The sequence below is a fragment of the Tsuneonella mangrovi genome, from assembly GCF_002269345.1.
GTDB lineage: Bacteria > Pseudomonadota > Alphaproteobacteria > Sphingomonadales > Sphingomonadaceae > Tsuneonella > Tsuneonella mangrovi.
The window spans coordinates 527,861-543,356 of the sequence record NZ_CP022889.1 but is presented as its reverse complement, the minus strand read 5'-3'; the positions used below and the strand labels follow the sequence as shown (position 1 = coordinate 543,356).

Below are 15,496 nucleotides of genomic sequence, written 5' to 3'. Positions count from 1 at the left end.
AACGGCGTAGCCTGCGCGAATGACCCTTTCCGCAGACCTTTATTTCAGCTTTCGCTCGCCCTACAGCTATCTGGCGATCGGGCGCTATCGCGAACTGTCCGAAACGCACGACGTGGATATCGCGCTCAGGCCGGTCTATCCGATCGCGATCCGCGACCCCGATATCTTGTTCACCAATGCGCTTCAGGGGCGTTACATTTTTATCGACTCGGCGCGCTCTGCACAGATGCTGGGCATACCGTATCGCTGGCCGCGCCCTGATCCGGTGGTGCAGGACATGATGACGCGCAAAGTGTCGGAGGATCAGCCCTATATCTACCGCCTGACCCGGATGGGTCAGATCGCCCAGCGGCTCGGCTGCGGTCTGGCGTTTGCCGACGAGGTTTCCAAGATCATCTGGTCGGGCGAGGTCGATGATTGGCACGAAGGCGACCATCTTGCGAATGCGGCCGCACGGGCCGGCCTTGATCTTGTCGAATTGGATGCCGCTGTCAGCGCCGAGGCCGAGGTGCTCGATAAAGAGATCGCCGCCAACCAGGATTCACTCGCGGCAGCAGGACATTGGGGCGTGCCGACGTTGGTGGTCGATGGCGAACCGTTCTTCGGCCAGGACCGGATCGAAATGGCGAAGTGGCGACTTACTCAGAAGGGGTTGGCATCTCGCCCGGCTTAGGCGGAACAATCCGGTCCATCAGGAACACCAGCGGCATAGTGACCAGGGTCATCCAGAACATCAGGTAGAAATCGTCAACGTAACCGACCATCGCCGCCTGCCGATTGACTTCGCCGTCGATGACCTGAAGGATGCCGTTCCCCAAGATCTGGAAACGATCGACCGTTGCCACGTCGATCAGGTCGGTCGTCGCGGATGTGACGTGGCTGGCCAGGTCCGCGTGCGAAATCTGGATATTGCGCGCAAGGAACACTGTTACGATCGAGATTCCGACCGACGAACCTACATTACGTGCGAGGTTGAGCATGCTCGAAGCATCGGTTCGCTTTGCGGGATCGAGCGTTGCGAATGCTGTGTAGTTGAGCGGCATGAACACCAGGCCGATGCCGAGACCCTGCAACACGCCAGTCCAGATGAAGTGCTGCATATCGACCTCGAGCGACCAATGTGCCATCTGCCACATCGCAAGGTCCGCGATCACAAATCCGGTTGCGATGACAATCCGGGCATCGACCTGCCGCCTCAGGAGGTATCCGCCCAGCTGCATGCTGACCAGCACGCCGATGCCCCGCGGTGAAAGCACCAGACCGGTAGTGATAACGTCATAGCCGAGCAAATGCTGCATGAGAGGCGGCAATAGGGCAATCGTCGCGAACAGGATGCCGCCCACCAGCAACATCATCACGAACGCCACCAGGAAATTGCGGTCCGCGAAGATGTGCGGATCGAGCAATGCGTTGTCCGTGGTCGCGAAGTGAATTATTGCCATCCAGATCGCCGAAGCGATGACGATCGCGTAGACCCACGCTTCGGCTGACTGGAACCAATCGATCTGGGTTCCTCGATCAAGCAGCAGCTGCATGGCCGCGAGGCCGATCCCGAGCATTGCGAAACCGGGGATATCGAACCGTCGCTTTCTGCGTGGACGCGAAGGCAGGCCCAGCGCCAGCATTGTGAAGGCGAGCGCGCCGACCGGAACGTTGACGTAAAACACCCAGCGCCACGAACCATTCTCGGTCAGCCATCCACCGATGATGGGCCCGAGGATCGGACCGATCATGATCCCCGCCGACCACACTGCCATCATTGTCGGTTGGCGGCTCGGGCGGGTGGAATCGAGCATGAAGCTCTGGCTGAGCGGCGCAACGAAGGCACCGGAGACCCCCTGAATCGCCCTGAATATCACCATCTGTTCGAGATTTTGTGCCGTTCCGCACAACATCGAGGCCCCGACGAAGCCGACCACCGCGAGCATGAACAGCCGGTTGGCTCCCACCAAATCGGCCAGCCAACCGGTGATCGGCATCGCAACAGCCGCGGCGATGATATAGCTGGTCAGTACCCAGGTTACGGTATCCGCGGTCGCACCAAGTGCGGCTTGCATATGGGGGAGGGCTACATTGGCGATCGTGCCGTCGAGCACCTGCAGCAGCGATGCCATCATCGCACCGACGATCAGCGCGGGATAGTTGCGCGCTGGGTTCGAGATGACATCGGCAATCGGTTTGCGCGGTTGGCGCCTGCGCGGTTGTTTCCGTTCTTGCGCTATGCTCGCCATTGTGGCGCGATCACTTGCGTCCGTCGGTGTACACGGTCACTTCGGCGGACTGACCTGCGATCAGCTGGCGCGGACTCTTTCCGTCGATAGCAATGCGGACCGGAACGCGCTGGGTGACCTTCACCCAGTTGCCGGTCGCGTTTTGCGCAGGAAGGACCGAGAATTCCGCGCCAGTACCGGCACCGATGAACTGGACATGGCCCTTGAGCTTGAGGCCGGGATAGGAATCGAGCCTGATCGAAGCAGGTTGCCCAACCTTCATGTTGGCCAGGTCGGTTTCCTTGTAATTGGCGGTGACGTACGAATCCTGCGACTTAACCAGCGTGAGGACCGGCAGGCCCTGCAAGACCTGCTGACCGAGCTGGAGGCGGTCGGATTGCGCCACCCGCCCATCCGCCGGAGCGCGGATTTCGGTGCGCGAGAGGTTGAGTTCGGCGACTGCTTGCTGCGCGCGGCCTGCGGCGATCAGCGGGTTTTCACCGGGAACTTGCGGGCCATTGGCAAGCTTCGCACGCGCCTCATCCTGCTTGTTGATCGCGTCCGCGATATCGGCTTTCGACTGCGCTACAGCGTGCTGTGCCGCATCGAGCTCGGCCTTGGTCGTGAACCCGCGCTTCCAAAGCGCCTCCTGGCGCGCAAGAGTCGCCTGATTGAAAGCCAGGGTTTCTCGGGCCGCGGCGATATTGCTACCGGAGAGGTCGGGCGAGTTCTGCAACGCCGTTAGGTTGGCTTGCGCTTGCGCGATCTGTGCGTTGGCCTGCTGGATCTGCAACCGGAACGGCTCCGGATCGATGCGGAAGAGCAATTGGCCTTGCTTGACGGTCTGCCCGTCTTTCACCGCTACTTCGACGATCTTGCCGCCGACCTCTGAGCTGATTGAGACCTTGTCTTGCTGGACATAGGCATTGTCGGTCGAGACCTTGCCTTGCAGGCTCAGCCAGTAAAGTGCCGCACCCACGACCAACAGCAGGGGCAGCGAGATCATCAGCGCCAGGCGCTTCCAGGAGCGCTTTTCCTTCGCAGGCGCTTGTGTATCGTCGGAAGTCGAGGTGCCCTCGAGCGGCTGTGCGGGATCTGCTTCAGCCATGTGCTGCGAGCTCCTTCGAACCGTTCGCCAGATTGTCAGACACGCGACCCAGCAGCGCCATCAGCTGTGCTTCCTCCTCTTCGTCCAGACCAGCCAGCATATTATCCATCAATACTTTAGTGGCTTGCTGGATGCGTTCAATCTCTTTCCGGCTTTTATTTGTAAGTTGCAGTATTCGCGCCCTGCGATCGCGAGGATCGGGATGGCGCTGGACCATGCCGGCTTCTTCCATGCGATCGACCATCCGGCAGAGGGTAATCGGTTCGACCTCAAGCCGCTCGGCATAAGCGGTCTGGTTTTCGCCGGGATGGCGATTGAGCATCAGCAGCAGGCGTGCCTGGGTCGAGGTTATGCCCAAAGAACGCACCTGCTCGTTGAACGAGCGCCGCATCAGTCGCGCGCTGTCCGACAGGACGTATCCTATGTTCTTCTCCATGCGTGCGCATATAATAAGGATGCTTATTATATGCAAGGTTCTACACTGGCGACACGCTCCGCAATTGCTTTTGCCCGACCAGCAGTCGCGCTAAGGGGAGGACATGACCGAAAAGACCTCGAGTGGTGGCTGCCAGTGCGGCCGCGTTCGCTATCATGCCGATGTCAGTAAGGCGGAGGCATACCTTTGCCACTGCCGGATGTGCCAGAAGGCTACCGGCGGAGTTGCAGCGGCATTCGTGCAACTTCCGTTCGAGGCGGTCGCCTGGGAAAGCGAGCCAGACTGGTACGCCAGCAGCCCTATTGCGCGCCGACCATTCTGTTCGCGCTGCGGCACGCCGCTCGGATTCATGTTCAACGATGGCACCGGGATGGATTTGACCGTCGGGAGTTTCGATGACCCGTCGGGCTTCGTGCCTGTCGCCCACGCCGGAGCCGAATCGATCCATGAAGCATGGCTTGATACCAGCGCTCTTCCGCGACAGCGCAGCGATGAAACAAAGAGCGTTGCCGATCGCTGGCACGCGGCCGGACTCGAGGTACCCGAATGACCAACGTCAGAACCGAGAGTTATCCCGGGTTCGGTGGCGACGAGATGGCGCTCCACCGATTGGGCGCAGGGCGGTCCGTACTGCTTCTCCATGGCCTGTTTTCGAGCGCCGAAACCAACTGGATCCGTTTCGGCCATGCGCAACTGCTCGCCGATGCCGGGTTCGAAGCGATCATGCCCGACTTGCGCGCGCACGGCCAGAGCGCTGCGCCGCACGATCCGGCGGCCTATCCGCCCGATGTGCTGGCGCTCGACCTGGCGGCGCTTGTTGCGCACCTCGACTTAGGTGATTTCGACCTTGTCGGCTTCTCGCTCGGCTCGCGCACTTCGGTTAGGGGTGTCGTCTCGGGCCTGCGCCCGCGCCGTCTCGTCCTCGGTGGGATGGGCCTCGAAGGGGTCACCGGGTGGCTGCGGAGGAGGCAATACTTCGAAGACGTGATCGCCCGTTTCGGCACGATCAAACCCGGCGATCCGGCCTATTTCGCGCAGCAGTTCCTCAAGACAAGCGGGACCGATCGCGAAGCTGTGGGGCTGTTGATCGCTTCGATTGCGGACACCGATCCGGCGGACCTCGCAGTGATCGCCATGCCCACTCTGGTTGTCTGCGGCACCGAGGATCGCGATAATGGCGATCCCCGCAGGCTGGTCGAGGCCTTGCCCGACGCCACGCTTGCAGAAGTGCCGGGGACTCATATGGGCTCGGTCACGCACGCTGATCTCGGCCAAGCCATAGCCGACTTCCTGACCGGCTGATCGGCGCAAGGCGTAGTGGCAAGCAGGGAGAACGATCGGGCACTGGTCGGGTGGCGCGAATTGGTCGCGCTGCCCGATCTAACGTCGGCCCGGATCCCGGCCAAGATCGACACCGGCGCGCGCACCTCCAGCTTGCACGCTAGCGAGGTCGAACGGTTCGAGCGCGACGGGCAGCGCTGGCTTCGCTTCCTGCTCGATGTCGGGCATGGCTCGAGCGAGCCGGTAACCGTGGAAGTTCCGCGGGTAGACCGGCGCACAATCACCAGTTCGAATGGCGAGACCGAATCGCGCCCTATCATCAAGACGCAACTTCGCATCGGTAGCCTGCTGTTCCCAGCGGAATTCAGCCTTAGTGATCGCTCCGACATGAAATTCCCTATCCTCATCGGTCGCACCGCACTAAGGGGGCGCTTTCTCGTCGATAGCGGGCGTTCGTATCTCCAGTCGGACGCCGCCGAACGCAGGACATTGCTCAAATGAAAATCGCGATGCTGGCGCGTAATGCGTCGCTCTATTCGCACCAGCGCCTGGTCGAGGCGGCCAAATCGCGCGGGCACGAACTCGACATACTCAACACGCTCCGGTGTACCGTGCAGATCGCCAGTCATCGCCCGACTGTGGCGTACGAAGGCAGGACGATCAGTGGATACGACGCAGTGATCCCGCGTATCGGCGCGTCGATTACCAACTATGGGCTGGCGATCCTGCGCCAGTTCGAGATGGCGGGCGTGTGGCCGCTGAACGAGAGCGTGGCGATCGGGCGTAGCCGGGACAAGCTCCGCTCGATGCAGATCCTCGCCAAGCACGGCCTCGGCCTGCCGCTGACTGCCTTTGCCCACGATCCCAAGCAGACCAGCGAGATAATCAAGGCGGTCAACGGGCCGCCGGTGGTCATCAAACTGCTCGAAGGCACGCAGGGGATCGGGGTCGTGCTGGCCGAAACCGAAGCCAGCGCGAAGTCTGTGATCGAGGCGTTTCGCGGAGCGAATGTAAATATCCTCGTGCAGGAGTTCATCAAGGAGGCGGGAGGGACGGATATTCGCGCACTGGTCGTCGGCGGAAAGGTCGTCGCGGCGATGCAGCGGACCGGCGCGCCCGATGATTTCCGCTCCAATTTGCACCGGGGCGGTAGCGCCACGCTGATCAAGATCACACCGGAGGAACGCTCGACCGCGGTCCGCGCGGCCAAGCGGATGGGGCTCAACGTGTGCGGGGTCGATATGCTCCGTTCCAATCACGGACCGGTGATCATGGAGGTCAACTCGTCGCCCGGGCTCGAAGGCATCGAGGAAGCGACCGGCAAGGATATTGCCGGGATGATCATCAAGTTCATCGAGGACAACGCCGTGGCCGGGAAAACCAGGACCAAGGGGAAGGGCTAGACCGCCTCAGGCGTTGCGCGCCATGAGTCCGCCATCGACCGGGATCACAGCGCCGGTAATGAAACTTGCTGCGGGCAGCACCAGGCTCAGCGTGATGTGCGCAACTTCCTCCGGCTCGCCATAGCGTCGCAGGGCCGTGCGGCGGTTGGCGAAGATCGCCTTGTGTTCGGCTGGGATAGCGTCGGTCATGGCGGTGCGGATCGGGCCGGGGCACACGCAGTTGACCGTGATGCCATCCTTGCCGAGATCGACCGCCAGTCCGCGGGTCAGTCCGACAACACCCGATTTGGCGGCGACATACGGCGTATCTCCCGGTGTCGCGCCCAATCCTTCGGTCGATGCGACGTTAACGATTCGGGCGGCATCGCTTTGCCGTAGCCAGGGCAGGGCAGCGCGCACCATTCGCTGGTGCGCCGTGAGCATGACAGCAAGCGCGCGATCCCACGTCGCATCGTATTCCTCGCCCGCGTCGAGCGGCGCGAACGAAGAAACGCCCGCGTTGTTCACGAGGATATCGATCCCGCCCAGCGCCTCGGCAATTTGCGGGACCGTGCTGGCGATGGCCACTGCATTGCCGACATCGAGCGCGAACGGGTGCGCGTTGGGACCAGCCTCTGTAGCGACCGCTTCGCATCCGGCAAGGTCGCGGTCGGTCACTGCGACTTGTGCGCCTTCTTCTGCAAGCAACAGCGCCGTGGCACGGCCCATGCCGCTTGCCGCGCCCGTGACGATCGCCTTGCGACCCGCAACCGAACGCGAGAGGCCAACGCTACTCATCGGAACGGCGGCTCGTTGAAGGCGCGAAGCTTCCGACTGTGCAGGCGGTCGCCTTCGGCGCGCAGGCGGTGGCAGGCCTCGATGCCCATCTGCAGGTGCGCGGCGATCGCTTCCTCGTAGAACTGGTTCGCTTGTCCGGGTAGCTTTATCTCGCCGTGGAGCGGCTTGTCGCTGACACACAGCAGGGTGCCGTAGGGAACGCGGAAGCGATATCCCTGCGCGGCGATGGTCGCGCTCTCCATCTCGATCGCGATTGCGCGGCTTTGCGAAAACCGCATGGCCGAACGCGAATAGAGCAGTTCCCAGTTGCGGTCGTCGGTGGTGACGACGGTGCCCGTGCGCATCCGCTTCTTGAGGTTGGCACCTTGCGTGCCCGAGACCGACTCTGCCGCTCCGGCAAGCGCCTGCTGGACTTCGGCAATAGGCGGGATCGGGATTTCAGGGGGAAGTACCCCATCGAGAACGTGGTCGTCGCGCAGATATGCATGCGCGAGCACGAAGTCGCCGATCTTCTGGCTCGAACGCAGCCCCCCGCAGTGGCCGATCATCAGCCAGCTGTGCGGGCGCAACACTGCCAGGTGGTCGCAGATCGTCTTGGCATTGGAAGGACCGACACCGATGTTCACCAACGTGATGCCCGCCTTGTCGCCACGCATCAGGTGATAAGCCGGCATCTGGTGCCTGCGCCACGCAGTGTCCGACAATTGCTCGCGCGCATTTTCAGTCGCCCGGTCAATCGAAAGCCCGCCAGCTCCGGTCAGGCCGGTATAGCCATGCGAGCCGATCTGCCGCGCACCCCAGTCAACGAATTCATCGACATATCGGTGGTAGTTGGTGAACAGGATGAAGTGCTGGAAGTCTTCGGTCCGCGTGCCGGTATAGTGGGCCAGCCGCGCCAGCGAGTAATCGGTCCGCAACCCGTCGAACAGCGAGAGCGGCAGCGGCTCGTTTTCGAACCCGAAATTGATCCCGTCCGCCAGCTCGTCACCGATCAGCGCGAGGTCGGTTGAGGGAAAATGCTTGGCGAGTTCTTGCGGGGCGATTCCGGCCATCCGCGCGCCCTGCTCCCCATCGAGTACATAGGGGAACGGGATCTCCTGACTGGAACTGCCGACTTCCACCTCGACTTCGTAGTCGCTGGCGATCAGGCCAAGCTGTTCGCGCAGGTAATCCTCGAACAGTTCGGGCCTCGTGATCGTGGTTGTATAGGTCCCTTCGGTTTCGAGTCGCCCGAATGCGCGCGAACGGTCGGTCGGGTTGCCTTCGCCTGCGAAATGGAGCCGAAGTTCGGGATAAGCGTAGCTGCCATCGCTGCGCTTGCCCGGTGCAGGAAGCGTGCCGTTGTCGGCGAAAGCCAGGATATCATCGCGGAGGGTGGTAACGGCGCGTTCGTAGTGCGCCTTGAGTTCAATTATTATTGATTCGATATTTTTCATCGCGAGCAGATAGCGCGCGAGCGAACAAACGAAAAGGGCGCGACCCTTGCGGACCGCGCCCTCGTCATAATCGTTTGAATGCCGGGTCAGGCGTCTGCGTCGTCGGCCTTTTCCGCCTCGGCTGTTGCCGGAGCGTCCTCGAGCAGGTCGGCCGGGATTTCGCCGGGTTCGAGCGTCGGATCGACGGCTTCAGTGAAGCCTTCGCTCTCGGCGCGCTCTTCCTCGGCCATCTGGCCGATCACGTCGACGCCCTGGCGCTGCAGTTCGGCTTCGTCGTCCGAACGGGCAACATTGGCTTTCACGGTCACGTGCACTTCGGGGTGAAGCGCGATCGTCACGTCGTGGATGCCCAGCACCTTGATCGGGTGGCCCATCACGACCTGACGCTTGTCGACCGCGTGACCCTTTTCCTCAAGGCCCAGCACCACGTCGCGGACGTTGACCGAGCCGTAGAGGTGGCCGGCGTTCGAGGAAGCGCGGATCAGCACGATCTCGACACCGTCGAGCTTCGCGCCAGCCTTTTCGGCGTCGGTGCGGCGCTCGGCGTTTTCCTTTTCGAGCCGGTCGCGGTTGGCCTCGAACACTTTCTTGTTGGCTTCGTTGGCGCGCAGCGCCTTTTTCTGCGGCAGCAGGAAGTTGCGCGCATAACCGTCCTTGACGGTCACGACGTCGCCCATGCCGCCGAGGTTGGCGATGCGTTCGAGCAGGATGATATCCATCGGTTCTGCCCTCCTTACTTCACGATGTAGGGCAGCAGGCCGATGTGGCGTGCCCGCTTGATGGCCTTGGCCAGCTCGCGCTGCTTCTTGGCCGAAACGGCGGTGATGCGGCTCGGAACGATCTTGCCGCGTTCGGACATGAAGCCCTGCAGCAGGCGCACGTCCTTGTAATCGATCTTAGGCGCGCTCTTGCCCGAGAACGGGCAGGACTTGCGACGGCGGAAAAACGGGCGGGCCATCAATCGTGCTCCTCACGGTCACGGCGTTTGCGATCACGATCGCCCTTACGCATCATCACGCTCGGGCCGTCCTCGTGCTCTTCGACACGGATCGTCATGTAACGGATCACATCTTCGTTGATGCGCGTCTGGCGCTCGAGCTCTTCAACCACGGCGCCCGGGGCATCGATGTTGAGCAGCACGAAGTGCGCCTTGCGATTGCGGTCGATCTTGTAGGCGAGGCTTTTGAGACCCCAGGTCTCGGTCTTCGTCACCTTGCCGTCGAGCTTCTCGACGATCTCGGTGGCGGTCGCGGCCAGTGCATCGACCTGAGCCTGGCTCAGGTCCTGGCGCGCGAGGAAAATGTGCTCGTACAGAGCCATTGTCGCGTCCTTTCACAATGCCGATCGCTGGCTGATCCGTGGCGGATCCACGGGGCCCCTCCGGCTTTCTTGATCCCCGCCTTGCGGCAGGGAAGGCGCGCACATAGCGGGATCGACGGCAATTGCAAGCCTTGCGCGGCACTTCGACAAGCGGCAATCCGGCGATCCAACGGCTCGTTTATCGCAAAGGGGTGGGATTGTGTCTGACAGATTGATCGCCGTCCGATGACCGGGGCTCCGGTCCTATATACGTGCGCAGGTTCGCGCGGATTTCGTGCGACATGGGCTGCAGAAGAAGCCGGGGTCGAGCTGGAGCTGGAACTGCTCCCGTTCCCGCCGCGCTACCTGGCACCTGAGTATCTCGAGCAAAACCCGCTCGGCACGGTGCCGCTGCTGGTCGATGGCGACGTACGGATGACCGAAAGTTGCGCCATCGCGCACTACCTCGCGACGAAGGAAGGATTCACGCCTCTCGCGGTGGCTCCTGGCCAGCCCGACTATGCCGCCTATTGCGACTTCACTTATCACGCCGACGCGACGATCACGTTTCCGCAAACGGTCTTCATGCGGTTCGCCTTGTTCGAGAAGGACAAGGGGTTCGAAGAGGCAGGCTATGCCTATGCCAAATGGTTCTGGAAGCGCTTGGTAAAGCTGGAGCAGCGACTGGAAGGCCGCAAGTTCCTGTGTGCCGACCGCTTCACGGTGGCGGATATCTGCTGCGGGTATGCGTTGATGCTGGCCGAACGCGTCGGGTTGGATGAAGGCGTGCCCGAACCGCTCAAGGCGTATCGAGAGCGGCTCAAGGACCGCGAGGGCTATCGCCGCGCCCAAGTACGCGAATCTGCCGGTCCTGCCGCCATCTAGGCAAGCCGCTGGAAGATATCGCGCGCGAAGCCCGTCAGAGTATCGTCGCGCGCGCCCATCACCACGATCCGGTCTCCCGGCCGTGCCAGCTGCACGATCCTGTCGGCGATGGCCTTGCGGGTCGGGATATAGTCGGCCTGGATTTCCTTGCCGTCAGCGTCCGCTCCGGCTTCGATCAACCGGATGATCCGTTCGGACCCTTCGCTACGATCGACAGTTCCGCCGAAATAGACAGGGTCCGAGAACATCACGCGGTCGCCGTCTCCCAGTTCGGATACGAAGGTTTCGGCCAGTTCGTCGCCCATCTGGCGCAGGGGGCCGTAGCCGTGGGGCTGGAAGAATACGATCACCCGGCCCGGATGTGCCTTTAGGGTGCGCAGGGTCGCGGCGCACTTTTCAGGATTGTGCCCGAAGTCGTCGATCACGCTCACGCCGCTGTCGGTGGTCCCGATTATATCGAACCGGCGGGCGAGGCCGGTAAAGCTGTCCAGCGCCTTGGTTGCTTCCGCCACCGCAACCCCCGCCGCGCTGGCGGCAGCGATCGCCGCGAGTCCATTGGCAAGGTTGTGGCGGCCGGGCATCGCGATCCTGAGCGGGTGACGGCTTTCGTCGCGCCGGTCGACAATGGTTGCAGCGATCGCGACCTGGCCGTCGTCGATGCTGCCTGGCTCGATCACGAGGTCCGCGTCCTGAGCGTCGATCGCGAAACTGGTCAGGTTGCCCAGGCCCGTAGCGAGTGTGCGCACTTCAGCGCTGTCGAAGTTGACCGCGCGTGCCACGGATACATGGAGGAAATCGCCGAAGAGCTGGCGCAGCTCCTCCATCGACTTGTGATCGAGGCTGACGTTAAGCAGCAGGCCGACCGATGGGCGATAGAGCGCGATCGACCCGTCGCTTTCGTCGACTTCGCTAATGAACAGATCGCCGCCGCCGACCCGGGCGCTGGCATATGGGGTTTCGCTCGTGACGAAGTTCTTCATGACCGCGCCGTTCATGATCGTCGGATCGCGGCCCGCCTTGTGAAGTATCCAGCCGAGCATCGCGGTGGTGGTCGATTTGCCGCTTGTCCCGGCAACCGCAATGCTGCTTTCGGCTGCGTTGAAGAGAGTCGAGAGCAATTGCGCGCGTGACATCCGGCGGCAGCCCAATTCGGAAGCGCGAACCATCTCGGGCACCGTGTCTTCCACTGCAGCGCTGGCGACGATGACCTGATTGCCCGCGGAGACTCCGCTGCCATCCTGCGGAAACAGCGTGAAGCCGTGTTCTTCGAGCCATTCGAACTTTTGCGGGGTGCGCCCTTGATCATGGCTGCGATCCGACCCGGCGACTTCTGCCCCGAGGCCGTGCAGGATCTGCGCCAGCGGGAGCATTCCCGATCCGCCGATTCCGCAGAAGAACCAGGGCGTGTCGGCAAGGTTGGCGGTCTGGGTCATGCAGCTCTCTGGCTAGTGCGGGACTCGTCAAATGTGAACCGGCTGATATGAAGCGCGCATGACCCGCATCGCGATTTGCGCGCCCGGCGCTCCGATCAGACCAGAGGTGTCTGAAAAGGTGACTGCGCTGGCCAAGTCCAGTTTCCCGCACCTGACGCTCGATTTTCATCCACAGTGCTTTGCCGAAGCTGGCCATTTCGCCGGGATCGACGAGGAGCGGCTATTGGCGCTGCTCGATTGCGCTAACGACCCGACGGTCGATGCAGTGTGGTTCGCGCGCGGCGGTTACGGCTCCGACCGGATCGCCGAGGATGCGATTGCGCGGATGAACGCCTCCGCGAAGAAGAAGGCCTACATCGGGTATTCGGACTGCGGGTACCTGCTTGCCGGACTCTATCGCAACAGGATCGGGCGTCCGATCAGCGGACCGATGCCGGTCGACGTGGGGCGCAACGACAACGGGGCGTGCGTGCTGCGTTCGCTGGCCTGGTTTGCCGGGAGCGAGGAAGGGCTCGAGCCGACGATCGGCAAGCAGCCGACCGTTGCCTTCAACCTGATCACGCTGGTGATGCTCAGCGGAACGCCGCTGATGCCCGACCTTACCGGCCACGTCGTGATGGTCGAGGAAGTGCACGAGTATCTTTACGCGATCGACCGGCTGTTCTTTGCGCTGATGCCATACCTGAAAGGCATTGCAGGGCTTCGTCTCGGCTCGGTCACCGACGTGCCCGAAAACGACCGCCCGTTCGGACAGACGGCGGAGGAAATCGCGCAGTTCTGGTGCGAGCGGGCAGGGGTGCCTTACCTCGGGCGCGCCGAGTTCGGGCATACTGCCGACAACCGTATCGTTCCCTTCGGCCTTGCCGCGCCGCCGCTTGGCGCATAGGCGCGCAGGCAACGATTCAGGAGAATACGATGAGAGCGTTCGTTTTCCCCGGGCAGGGGAGCCAGAAGGTCGGAATGGGCACCGAGCTGGCAGCTGCCAGCGCCGCCGCGCGCGCGGTGTTCGAAGAAGTCGACGATGCGCTCGGCCAGAAGCTCTCGGCGATCATGACCGAGGGGCCGGAAGACCAGCTCACGCTGACCGAGAATGCCCAGCCTGCGATCATGGCGAACGCGATTGCCACGCTGCGGGTGCTCGAGCAGGAGTTCGGCGTTTCGCTGGTGGACAAGGGCGATTGCGTCGCCGGACACTCGCTCGGCGAGTACACCGCGTTGTGTGCCGTGGGTGCATTTGGTCTTGCCGATACCGCCCGGTTACTCAAGCTGCGTGGGCGGGCTATGCAGGCGGCGGTGCCGGTTGGTGAGGGAGCGATGTGCGCGCTCCTTGGGGCTGACCTCGAAAAGGCGCAGGCCTTGGCCGATTCGGCTGCTGAAGGCGAAATTTGCCAAGTCGCCAACGACAACGATCCGACGCAGGTTGTCTTATCCGGCGCGAAGGCAGCGATCGATCGCGCGGTGGGGCTTGTGAAAGACTACGGCATCAAGCGCGGTATTTTGCTGCCCGTCTCCGCGCCGTTCCACTGCGACATGATGCAACCGGCTGCGGACGCGATGGCCGAGGCGTTGGCGGCAACTCCGCCGGGAGCGCTGGCGCTGCCGCTTTATGCCAATGTCACTGCTTCTGCCGTTTCCGATCCTGCGATCGAGCAAGACCTGCTGGTAAAGCAGGTGTGCGGGCGCGTGCGCTGGCGCGAAAGCGTGCTGGCGATGCGTGAGGCGGGGGTCGCGGAATTCGTCGAGCTGGGCGGCAAGGTGCTCGGACCGATGATCGGGCGGATCGACGGGGATTCCAGCGTATACAGCGTTATTTCAATGGACGACCTCGAAGCACTGGCAAAGGCGCTCTGACGCGATGTGGGACAAACGCTTCAGCGAAGCGGAACTGGCTTACGGTGACCAGCCGAACGACTTCCTGCGGGATGAAACCGCTTCGCTTCGCAAGGGTAAATGCTTGTGCTTGGCCGATGGGCAGGGGCGCAACGGAGTCTGGCTCGCGCAAAGCGGGTTCGAGGTTACGGCGATGGACCAGTCTGCGGTCGGGCTCGGCAGGGCGCAGGAACTTGCCGCAGCGCGGGGCGTGACTATCCAGACGGTTGTAGGCGATCTTGCTGACTTCGACATGGGCGCGGAACGATGGGACTCGATCGTGTCGATTTTCGTCCACCTGCCACCGCCGTTTCGCATCGGCGTGCACGCGCGTATCGTCCGCGCGCTCAAGCCGGGCGGGACTGTGCTGATTGAGGCTTACACGCCCCGCAAATACGAGCTTCCGGGCTTTGGCGGTCCGCCGCCCGCGCAGAGCGAGCGGACTTTCACCGAGGCCATGCTGCGGCAGGATTTCGCAGCTCTAGACATCGTCATCGCGCGCGAAGTCGAACGCGAGGTCAACGAAGGCAAGTATCATCACGGGCTGAGCGAAACGGTACAGTTTCTCGCCCGCAAACCGATCGGGGAGTAATTGAGATGTTCGATCTGACAGGAATGACCGCACTCGTAACCGGGGCGAGCGGCGGCATCGGTTCTTCCATCGCGCGCACGCTCGCTTCGCAGGGTGCGCGCCTTGCGCTCTCGGGCTCGAACGCCGACAAGCTGCGGAGTTTCCGCGAAGAGCTCAACGAGGATATCGGCGGCGATCATGTCGAGATTACCTGCGACCTGTCGAATTCCGAAAGCGTCGAGCATCTCGTTCCTGCCGCAATCGACACGCTGGGGCAGCTCGACATCCTCGTGAACAATGCCGGGATCACCCGCGACAACCTCGCGATGCGGATGAAGGATGACGAGTGGGACCAGGTGATCAGGGTCAATCTCGAGGCGTCGTTTCGCCTGATGCGTGCAGCGGCCAAGCCGATGATGAAAGCCCGGTTCGGCCGGATGATCTCGATCACCAGCGTTGTCGGCGCGACCGGCAATCCCGGCCAGATGAACTATACCGCTGCGAAAGGCGGCCTGACCGCAATGAGCAAAAGCCTGGCGCAGGAGCTCGCCAGCCGCGGGATTACCGTCAATTGCGTCGCGCCCGGTTTCATTCGCACAGCGATGACCGATGCACTTTCCGATGCGCAGAAGGATGCGATCAATGCGAAGATCCCAATGGCACGGATGGGCGAGGGAAGCGATATCGGTGCGGCGGTCGCCTATTTGGCCTCGAAGGAAGCCGGCTACATCACCGGACAGACGCTGCACGTTAACGGCGGTATGGCAATGCTCTGATGGCCACAAAAC

General features: G+C 62.4%; 19 protein-coding genes. 10 read left to right on the top strand and 9 right to left on the bottom strand.

Features of this window, described 5'->3' with window-relative positions; all coding sequences use genetic code 11:
* Nucleotides 1-19 precede the first annotated feature (19 nt).
* A complete protein-coding gene (locus tag CJO11_RS02580; protein ID WP_095011310.1) occupies nt 20-673 on the top strand; it encodes a 2-hydroxychromene-2-carboxylate isomerase in 654 nt (217 codons plus the stop codon).
* Here CJO11_RS02580 and CJO11_RS02575 read toward each other — a convergent pair.
* Genes CJO11_RS02575 through CJO11_RS02565 form a run of 3 tightly spaced genes read right to left on the bottom strand, consistent with a single transcriptional unit; the run spans nt 639 to nt 3,754 of the window.
* A complete protein-coding gene (locus CJO11_RS02575; RefSeq protein ID WP_095011309.1) occupies nt 639-2,231 on the bottom strand; it encodes a DHA2 family efflux MFS transporter permease subunit in 1,593 nt (530 codons plus the stop codon). The two genes, CJO11_RS02580 and CJO11_RS02575, sit on opposite strands and share 35 nt — an antisense overlap.
* A gap of 10 nt (nt 2,232-2,241) precedes the next feature.
* Nucleotides 2,242-3,318: an HlyD family secretion protein gene (locus tag CJO11_RS02570; protein ID WP_095011308.1), complete on the bottom strand. Its 1,077-nt coding sequence runs from the start codon at nt 3,316-3,318 to the stop codon at nt 2,242-2,244.
* Nucleotides 3,311-3,754 carry a MarR family winged helix-turn-helix transcriptional regulator gene (locus CJO11_RS02565; RefSeq protein WP_095011307.1) on the bottom strand — a complete coding sequence of 148 codons (444 nt, stop codon included), beginning with the start codon at nt 3,752-3,754 and terminating at the stop codon, nt 3,311-3,313. Before CJO11_RS02565 ends, CJO11_RS02570 begins: the two co-directional genes overlap by 8 nt.
* 103 nt (nt 3,755-3,857) lie before the next feature.
* On the opposite strand from CJO11_RS02565, the gene CJO11_RS02560 reads away from it, so the two are divergent.
* Genes CJO11_RS02560 through rimK form a run of 4 tightly spaced genes read left to right on the top strand, consistent with a single transcriptional unit; the run spans nt 3,858 to nt 6,438 of the window.
* Nucleotides 3,858-4,304 (top strand): GFA family protein, encoded by a 447-nt coding sequence (locus tag CJO11_RS02560; protein WP_095011306.1) that lies wholly within the window; start codon nt 3,858-3,860, stop codon nt 4,302-4,304.
* Nucleotides 4,301-5,056, top strand: a complete 756-nt coding sequence (locus CJO11_RS02555) for an alpha/beta fold hydrolase (protein WP_095011305.1) — start codon at nt 4,301-4,303, stop codon at nt 5,054-5,056. Before CJO11_RS02560 ends, CJO11_RS02555 begins: the two co-directional genes overlap by 4 nt.
* Before the next feature lie 15 nt (nt 5,057-5,071).
* Nucleotides 5,072-5,536, top strand: a complete 465-nt coding sequence (locus CJO11_RS02550; RefSeq protein ID WP_095011304.1) for an ATP-dependent zinc protease family protein — start codon at nt 5,072-5,074, stop codon at nt 5,534-5,536.
* Entirely contained in the window at nt 5,533-6,438 is a 906-nt protein-coding gene (gene rimK, locus CJO11_RS02545) for a 30S ribosomal protein S6--L-glutamate ligase (RefSeq protein WP_095011303.1), read from the top strand. Before CJO11_RS02550 ends, rimK begins: the two co-directional genes overlap by 4 nt.
* A gap of 6 nt (nt 6,439-6,444) precedes the next feature.
* Here the strand turns inward: rimK and CJO11_RS02540 are convergent, their stop codons facing one another.
* The 5 genes from CJO11_RS02540 to rpsF all read right to left on the bottom strand — a co-directional run bounded on the left by CJO11_RS02540 (nt 6,445) and on the right by rpsF (nt 9,971).
* The gene (locus CJO11_RS02540; RefSeq protein ID WP_095011302.1) at nt 6,445-7,215 is read right to left on the bottom strand and encodes an SDR family NAD(P)-dependent oxidoreductase; all 771 of its coding nucleotides are present in this window, start codon (nt 7,213-7,215) and stop codon (nt 6,445-6,447) included.
* Nucleotides 7,212-8,651 (bottom strand): AMP nucleosidase, encoded by a 1,440-nt coding sequence (locus tag CJO11_RS02535; RefSeq protein WP_095011301.1) that lies wholly within the window; start codon nt 8,649-8,651, stop codon nt 7,212-7,214. Before CJO11_RS02535 ends, CJO11_RS02540 begins: the two co-directional genes overlap by 4 nt.
* 86 nt (nt 8,652-8,737) lie before the next feature.
* Nucleotides 8,738-9,370, bottom strand: coding sequence for a 50S ribosomal protein L9 (gene rplI / locus CJO11_RS02530; protein ID WP_095011300.1), 633 nt, complete (start codon nt 9,368-9,370; stop codon nt 8,738-8,740).
* A gap of 14 nt (nt 9,371-9,384) precedes the next feature.
* Entirely contained in the window at nt 9,385-9,609 is a 225-nt protein-coding gene (gene rpsR, locus CJO11_RS02525) for a 30S ribosomal protein S18 (protein ID WP_095011299.1), read from the bottom strand.
* A complete protein-coding gene (gene rpsF, locus CJO11_RS02520; RefSeq protein WP_095011298.1) occupies nt 9,609-9,971 on the bottom strand; it encodes a 30S ribosomal protein S6 in 363 nt (120 codons plus the stop codon). Before rpsF ends, rpsR begins: the two co-directional genes overlap by 1 nt.
* A gap of 225 nt (nt 9,972-10,196) precedes the next feature.
* On the opposite strand from rpsF, the gene CJO11_RS02515 reads away from it, so the two are divergent.
* Nucleotides 10,197-10,835 carry a glutathione S-transferase family protein gene (locus CJO11_RS02515; protein WP_095011297.1) on the top strand — a complete coding sequence of 213 codons (639 nt, stop codon included), beginning with the start codon at nt 10,197-10,199 and terminating at the stop codon, nt 10,833-10,835.
* On the opposite strand, the gene CJO11_RS02510 is transcribed toward CJO11_RS02515, so the two are convergent.
* Nucleotides 10,832-12,268, bottom strand: a complete 1,437-nt coding sequence (locus CJO11_RS02510; protein ID WP_095011296.1) for a glutamate ligase domain-containing protein — start codon at nt 12,266-12,268, stop codon at nt 10,832-10,834. The two genes, CJO11_RS02515 and CJO11_RS02510, sit on opposite strands and share 4 nt — an antisense overlap.
* A gap of 58 nt (nt 12,269-12,326) precedes the next feature.
* Between CJO11_RS02510 and CJO11_RS02505 the strand changes: the two genes are divergently transcribed.
* The 4 genes from CJO11_RS02505 to fabG are packed head-to-tail and all read left to right on the top strand — an operon-like array spanning nt 12,327 to nt 15,484.
* Nucleotides 12,327-13,154, top strand: a complete 828-nt coding sequence (locus CJO11_RS02505; protein ID WP_095011295.1) for an LD-carboxypeptidase — start codon at nt 12,327-12,329, stop codon at nt 13,152-13,154.
* A 29-nt stretch (nt 13,155-13,183) separates the two neighbouring features.
* Nucleotides 13,184-14,119, top strand: a complete 936-nt coding sequence (gene fabD / locus CJO11_RS02500) for an ACP S-malonyltransferase (RefSeq protein WP_095011294.1) — start codon at nt 13,184-13,186, stop codon at nt 14,117-14,119.
* 4 nt (nt 14,120-14,123) lie between these two features.
* Nucleotides 14,124-14,729 (top strand): class I SAM-dependent methyltransferase, encoded by a 606-nt coding sequence (locus tag CJO11_RS02495; RefSeq protein ID WP_095011293.1) that lies wholly within the window; start codon nt 14,124-14,126, stop codon nt 14,727-14,729.
* 5 nt (nt 14,730-14,734) lie between these two features.
* Nucleotides 14,735-15,484, top strand: coding sequence for a 3-oxoacyl-[acyl-carrier-protein] reductase (gene fabG / locus CJO11_RS02490; RefSeq protein ID WP_095011292.1), 750 nt, complete (start codon nt 14,735-14,737; stop codon nt 15,482-15,484).
* The last annotated feature ends 12 nt before the right edge of the window (nt 15,485-15,496 follow it).

Bases quoted from the DNA above. Each gene is read 5' to 3' on its own strand.
- CJO11_RS02580 (WP_095011310.1), top strand. From the start codon at position 20: ATGACCCTTTCCGCAGACCTTTATTTCAGCTTTCGCTCGCCCTACAGC.
- CJO11_RS02575 (WP_095011309.1), bottom strand. From the start codon at position 2,231: ATGGCGAGCATAGCGCAAGAACGGAAACAACCGCGCAGGCGCCAACCG.
- CJO11_RS02570 (WP_095011308.1), bottom strand. From the start codon at position 3,318: ATGGCTGAAGCAGATCCCGCACAGCCGCTCGAGGGCACCTCGACTTCC.
- CJO11_RS02565 (WP_095011307.1), bottom strand. From the start codon at position 3,754: ATGGAGAAGAACATAGGATACGTCCTGTCGGACAGCGCGCGACTGATG.
- CJO11_RS02560 (WP_095011306.1), top strand. From the start codon at position 3,858: ATGACCGAAAAGACCTCGAGTGGTGGCTGCCAGTGCGGCCGCGTTCGC.
- CJO11_RS02555 (WP_095011305.1), top strand. From the start codon at position 4,301: ATGACCAACGTCAGAACCGAGAGTTATCCCGGGTTCGGTGGCGACGAG.
- rimK (WP_095011303.1), top strand. From the start codon at position 5,533: ATGAAAATCGCGATGCTGGCGCGTAATGCGTCGCTCTATTCGCACCAG.
- CJO11_RS02540 (WP_095011302.1), bottom strand. From the start codon at position 7,215: ATGAGTAGCGTTGGCCTCTCGCGTTCGGTTGCGGGTCGCAAGGCGATC.
- CJO11_RS02535 (WP_095011301.1), bottom strand. From the start codon at position 8,651: ATGAAAAATATCGAATCAATAATAATTGAACTCAAGGCGCACTACGAA.
- rplI (WP_095011300.1), bottom strand. From the start codon at position 9,370: ATGGATATCATCCTGCTCGAACGCATCGCCAACCTCGGCGGCATGGGC.
- rpsR (WP_095011299.1), bottom strand. From the start codon at position 9,609: ATGGCCCGCCCGTTTTTCCGCCGTCGCAAGTCCTGCCCGTTCTCGGGC.
- rpsF (WP_095011298.1), bottom strand. From the start codon at position 9,971: ATGGCTCTGTACGAGCACATTTTCCTCGCGCGCCAGGACCTGAGCCAG.
- CJO11_RS02515 (WP_095011297.1), top strand. From the start codon at position 10,197: ATGACCGGGGCTCCGGTCCTATATACGTGCGCAGGTTCGCGCGGATTT.
- CJO11_RS02510 (WP_095011296.1), bottom strand. From the start codon at position 12,268: ATGACCCAGACCGCCAACCTTGCCGACACGCCCTGGTTCTTCTGCGGA.
- CJO11_RS02505 (WP_095011295.1), top strand. From the start codon at position 12,327: ATGACCCGCATCGCGATTTGCGCGCCCGGCGCTCCGATCAGACCAGAG.
- fabD (WP_095011294.1), top strand. From the start codon at position 13,184: ATGAGAGCGTTCGTTTTCCCCGGGCAGGGGAGCCAGAAGGTCGGAATG.
- CJO11_RS02495 (WP_095011293.1), top strand. From the start codon at position 14,124: ATGTGGGACAAACGCTTCAGCGAAGCGGAACTGGCTTACGGTGACCAG.
- fabG (WP_095011292.1), top strand. From the start codon at position 14,735: ATGTTCGATCTGACAGGAATGACCGCACTCGTAACCGGGGCGAGCGGC.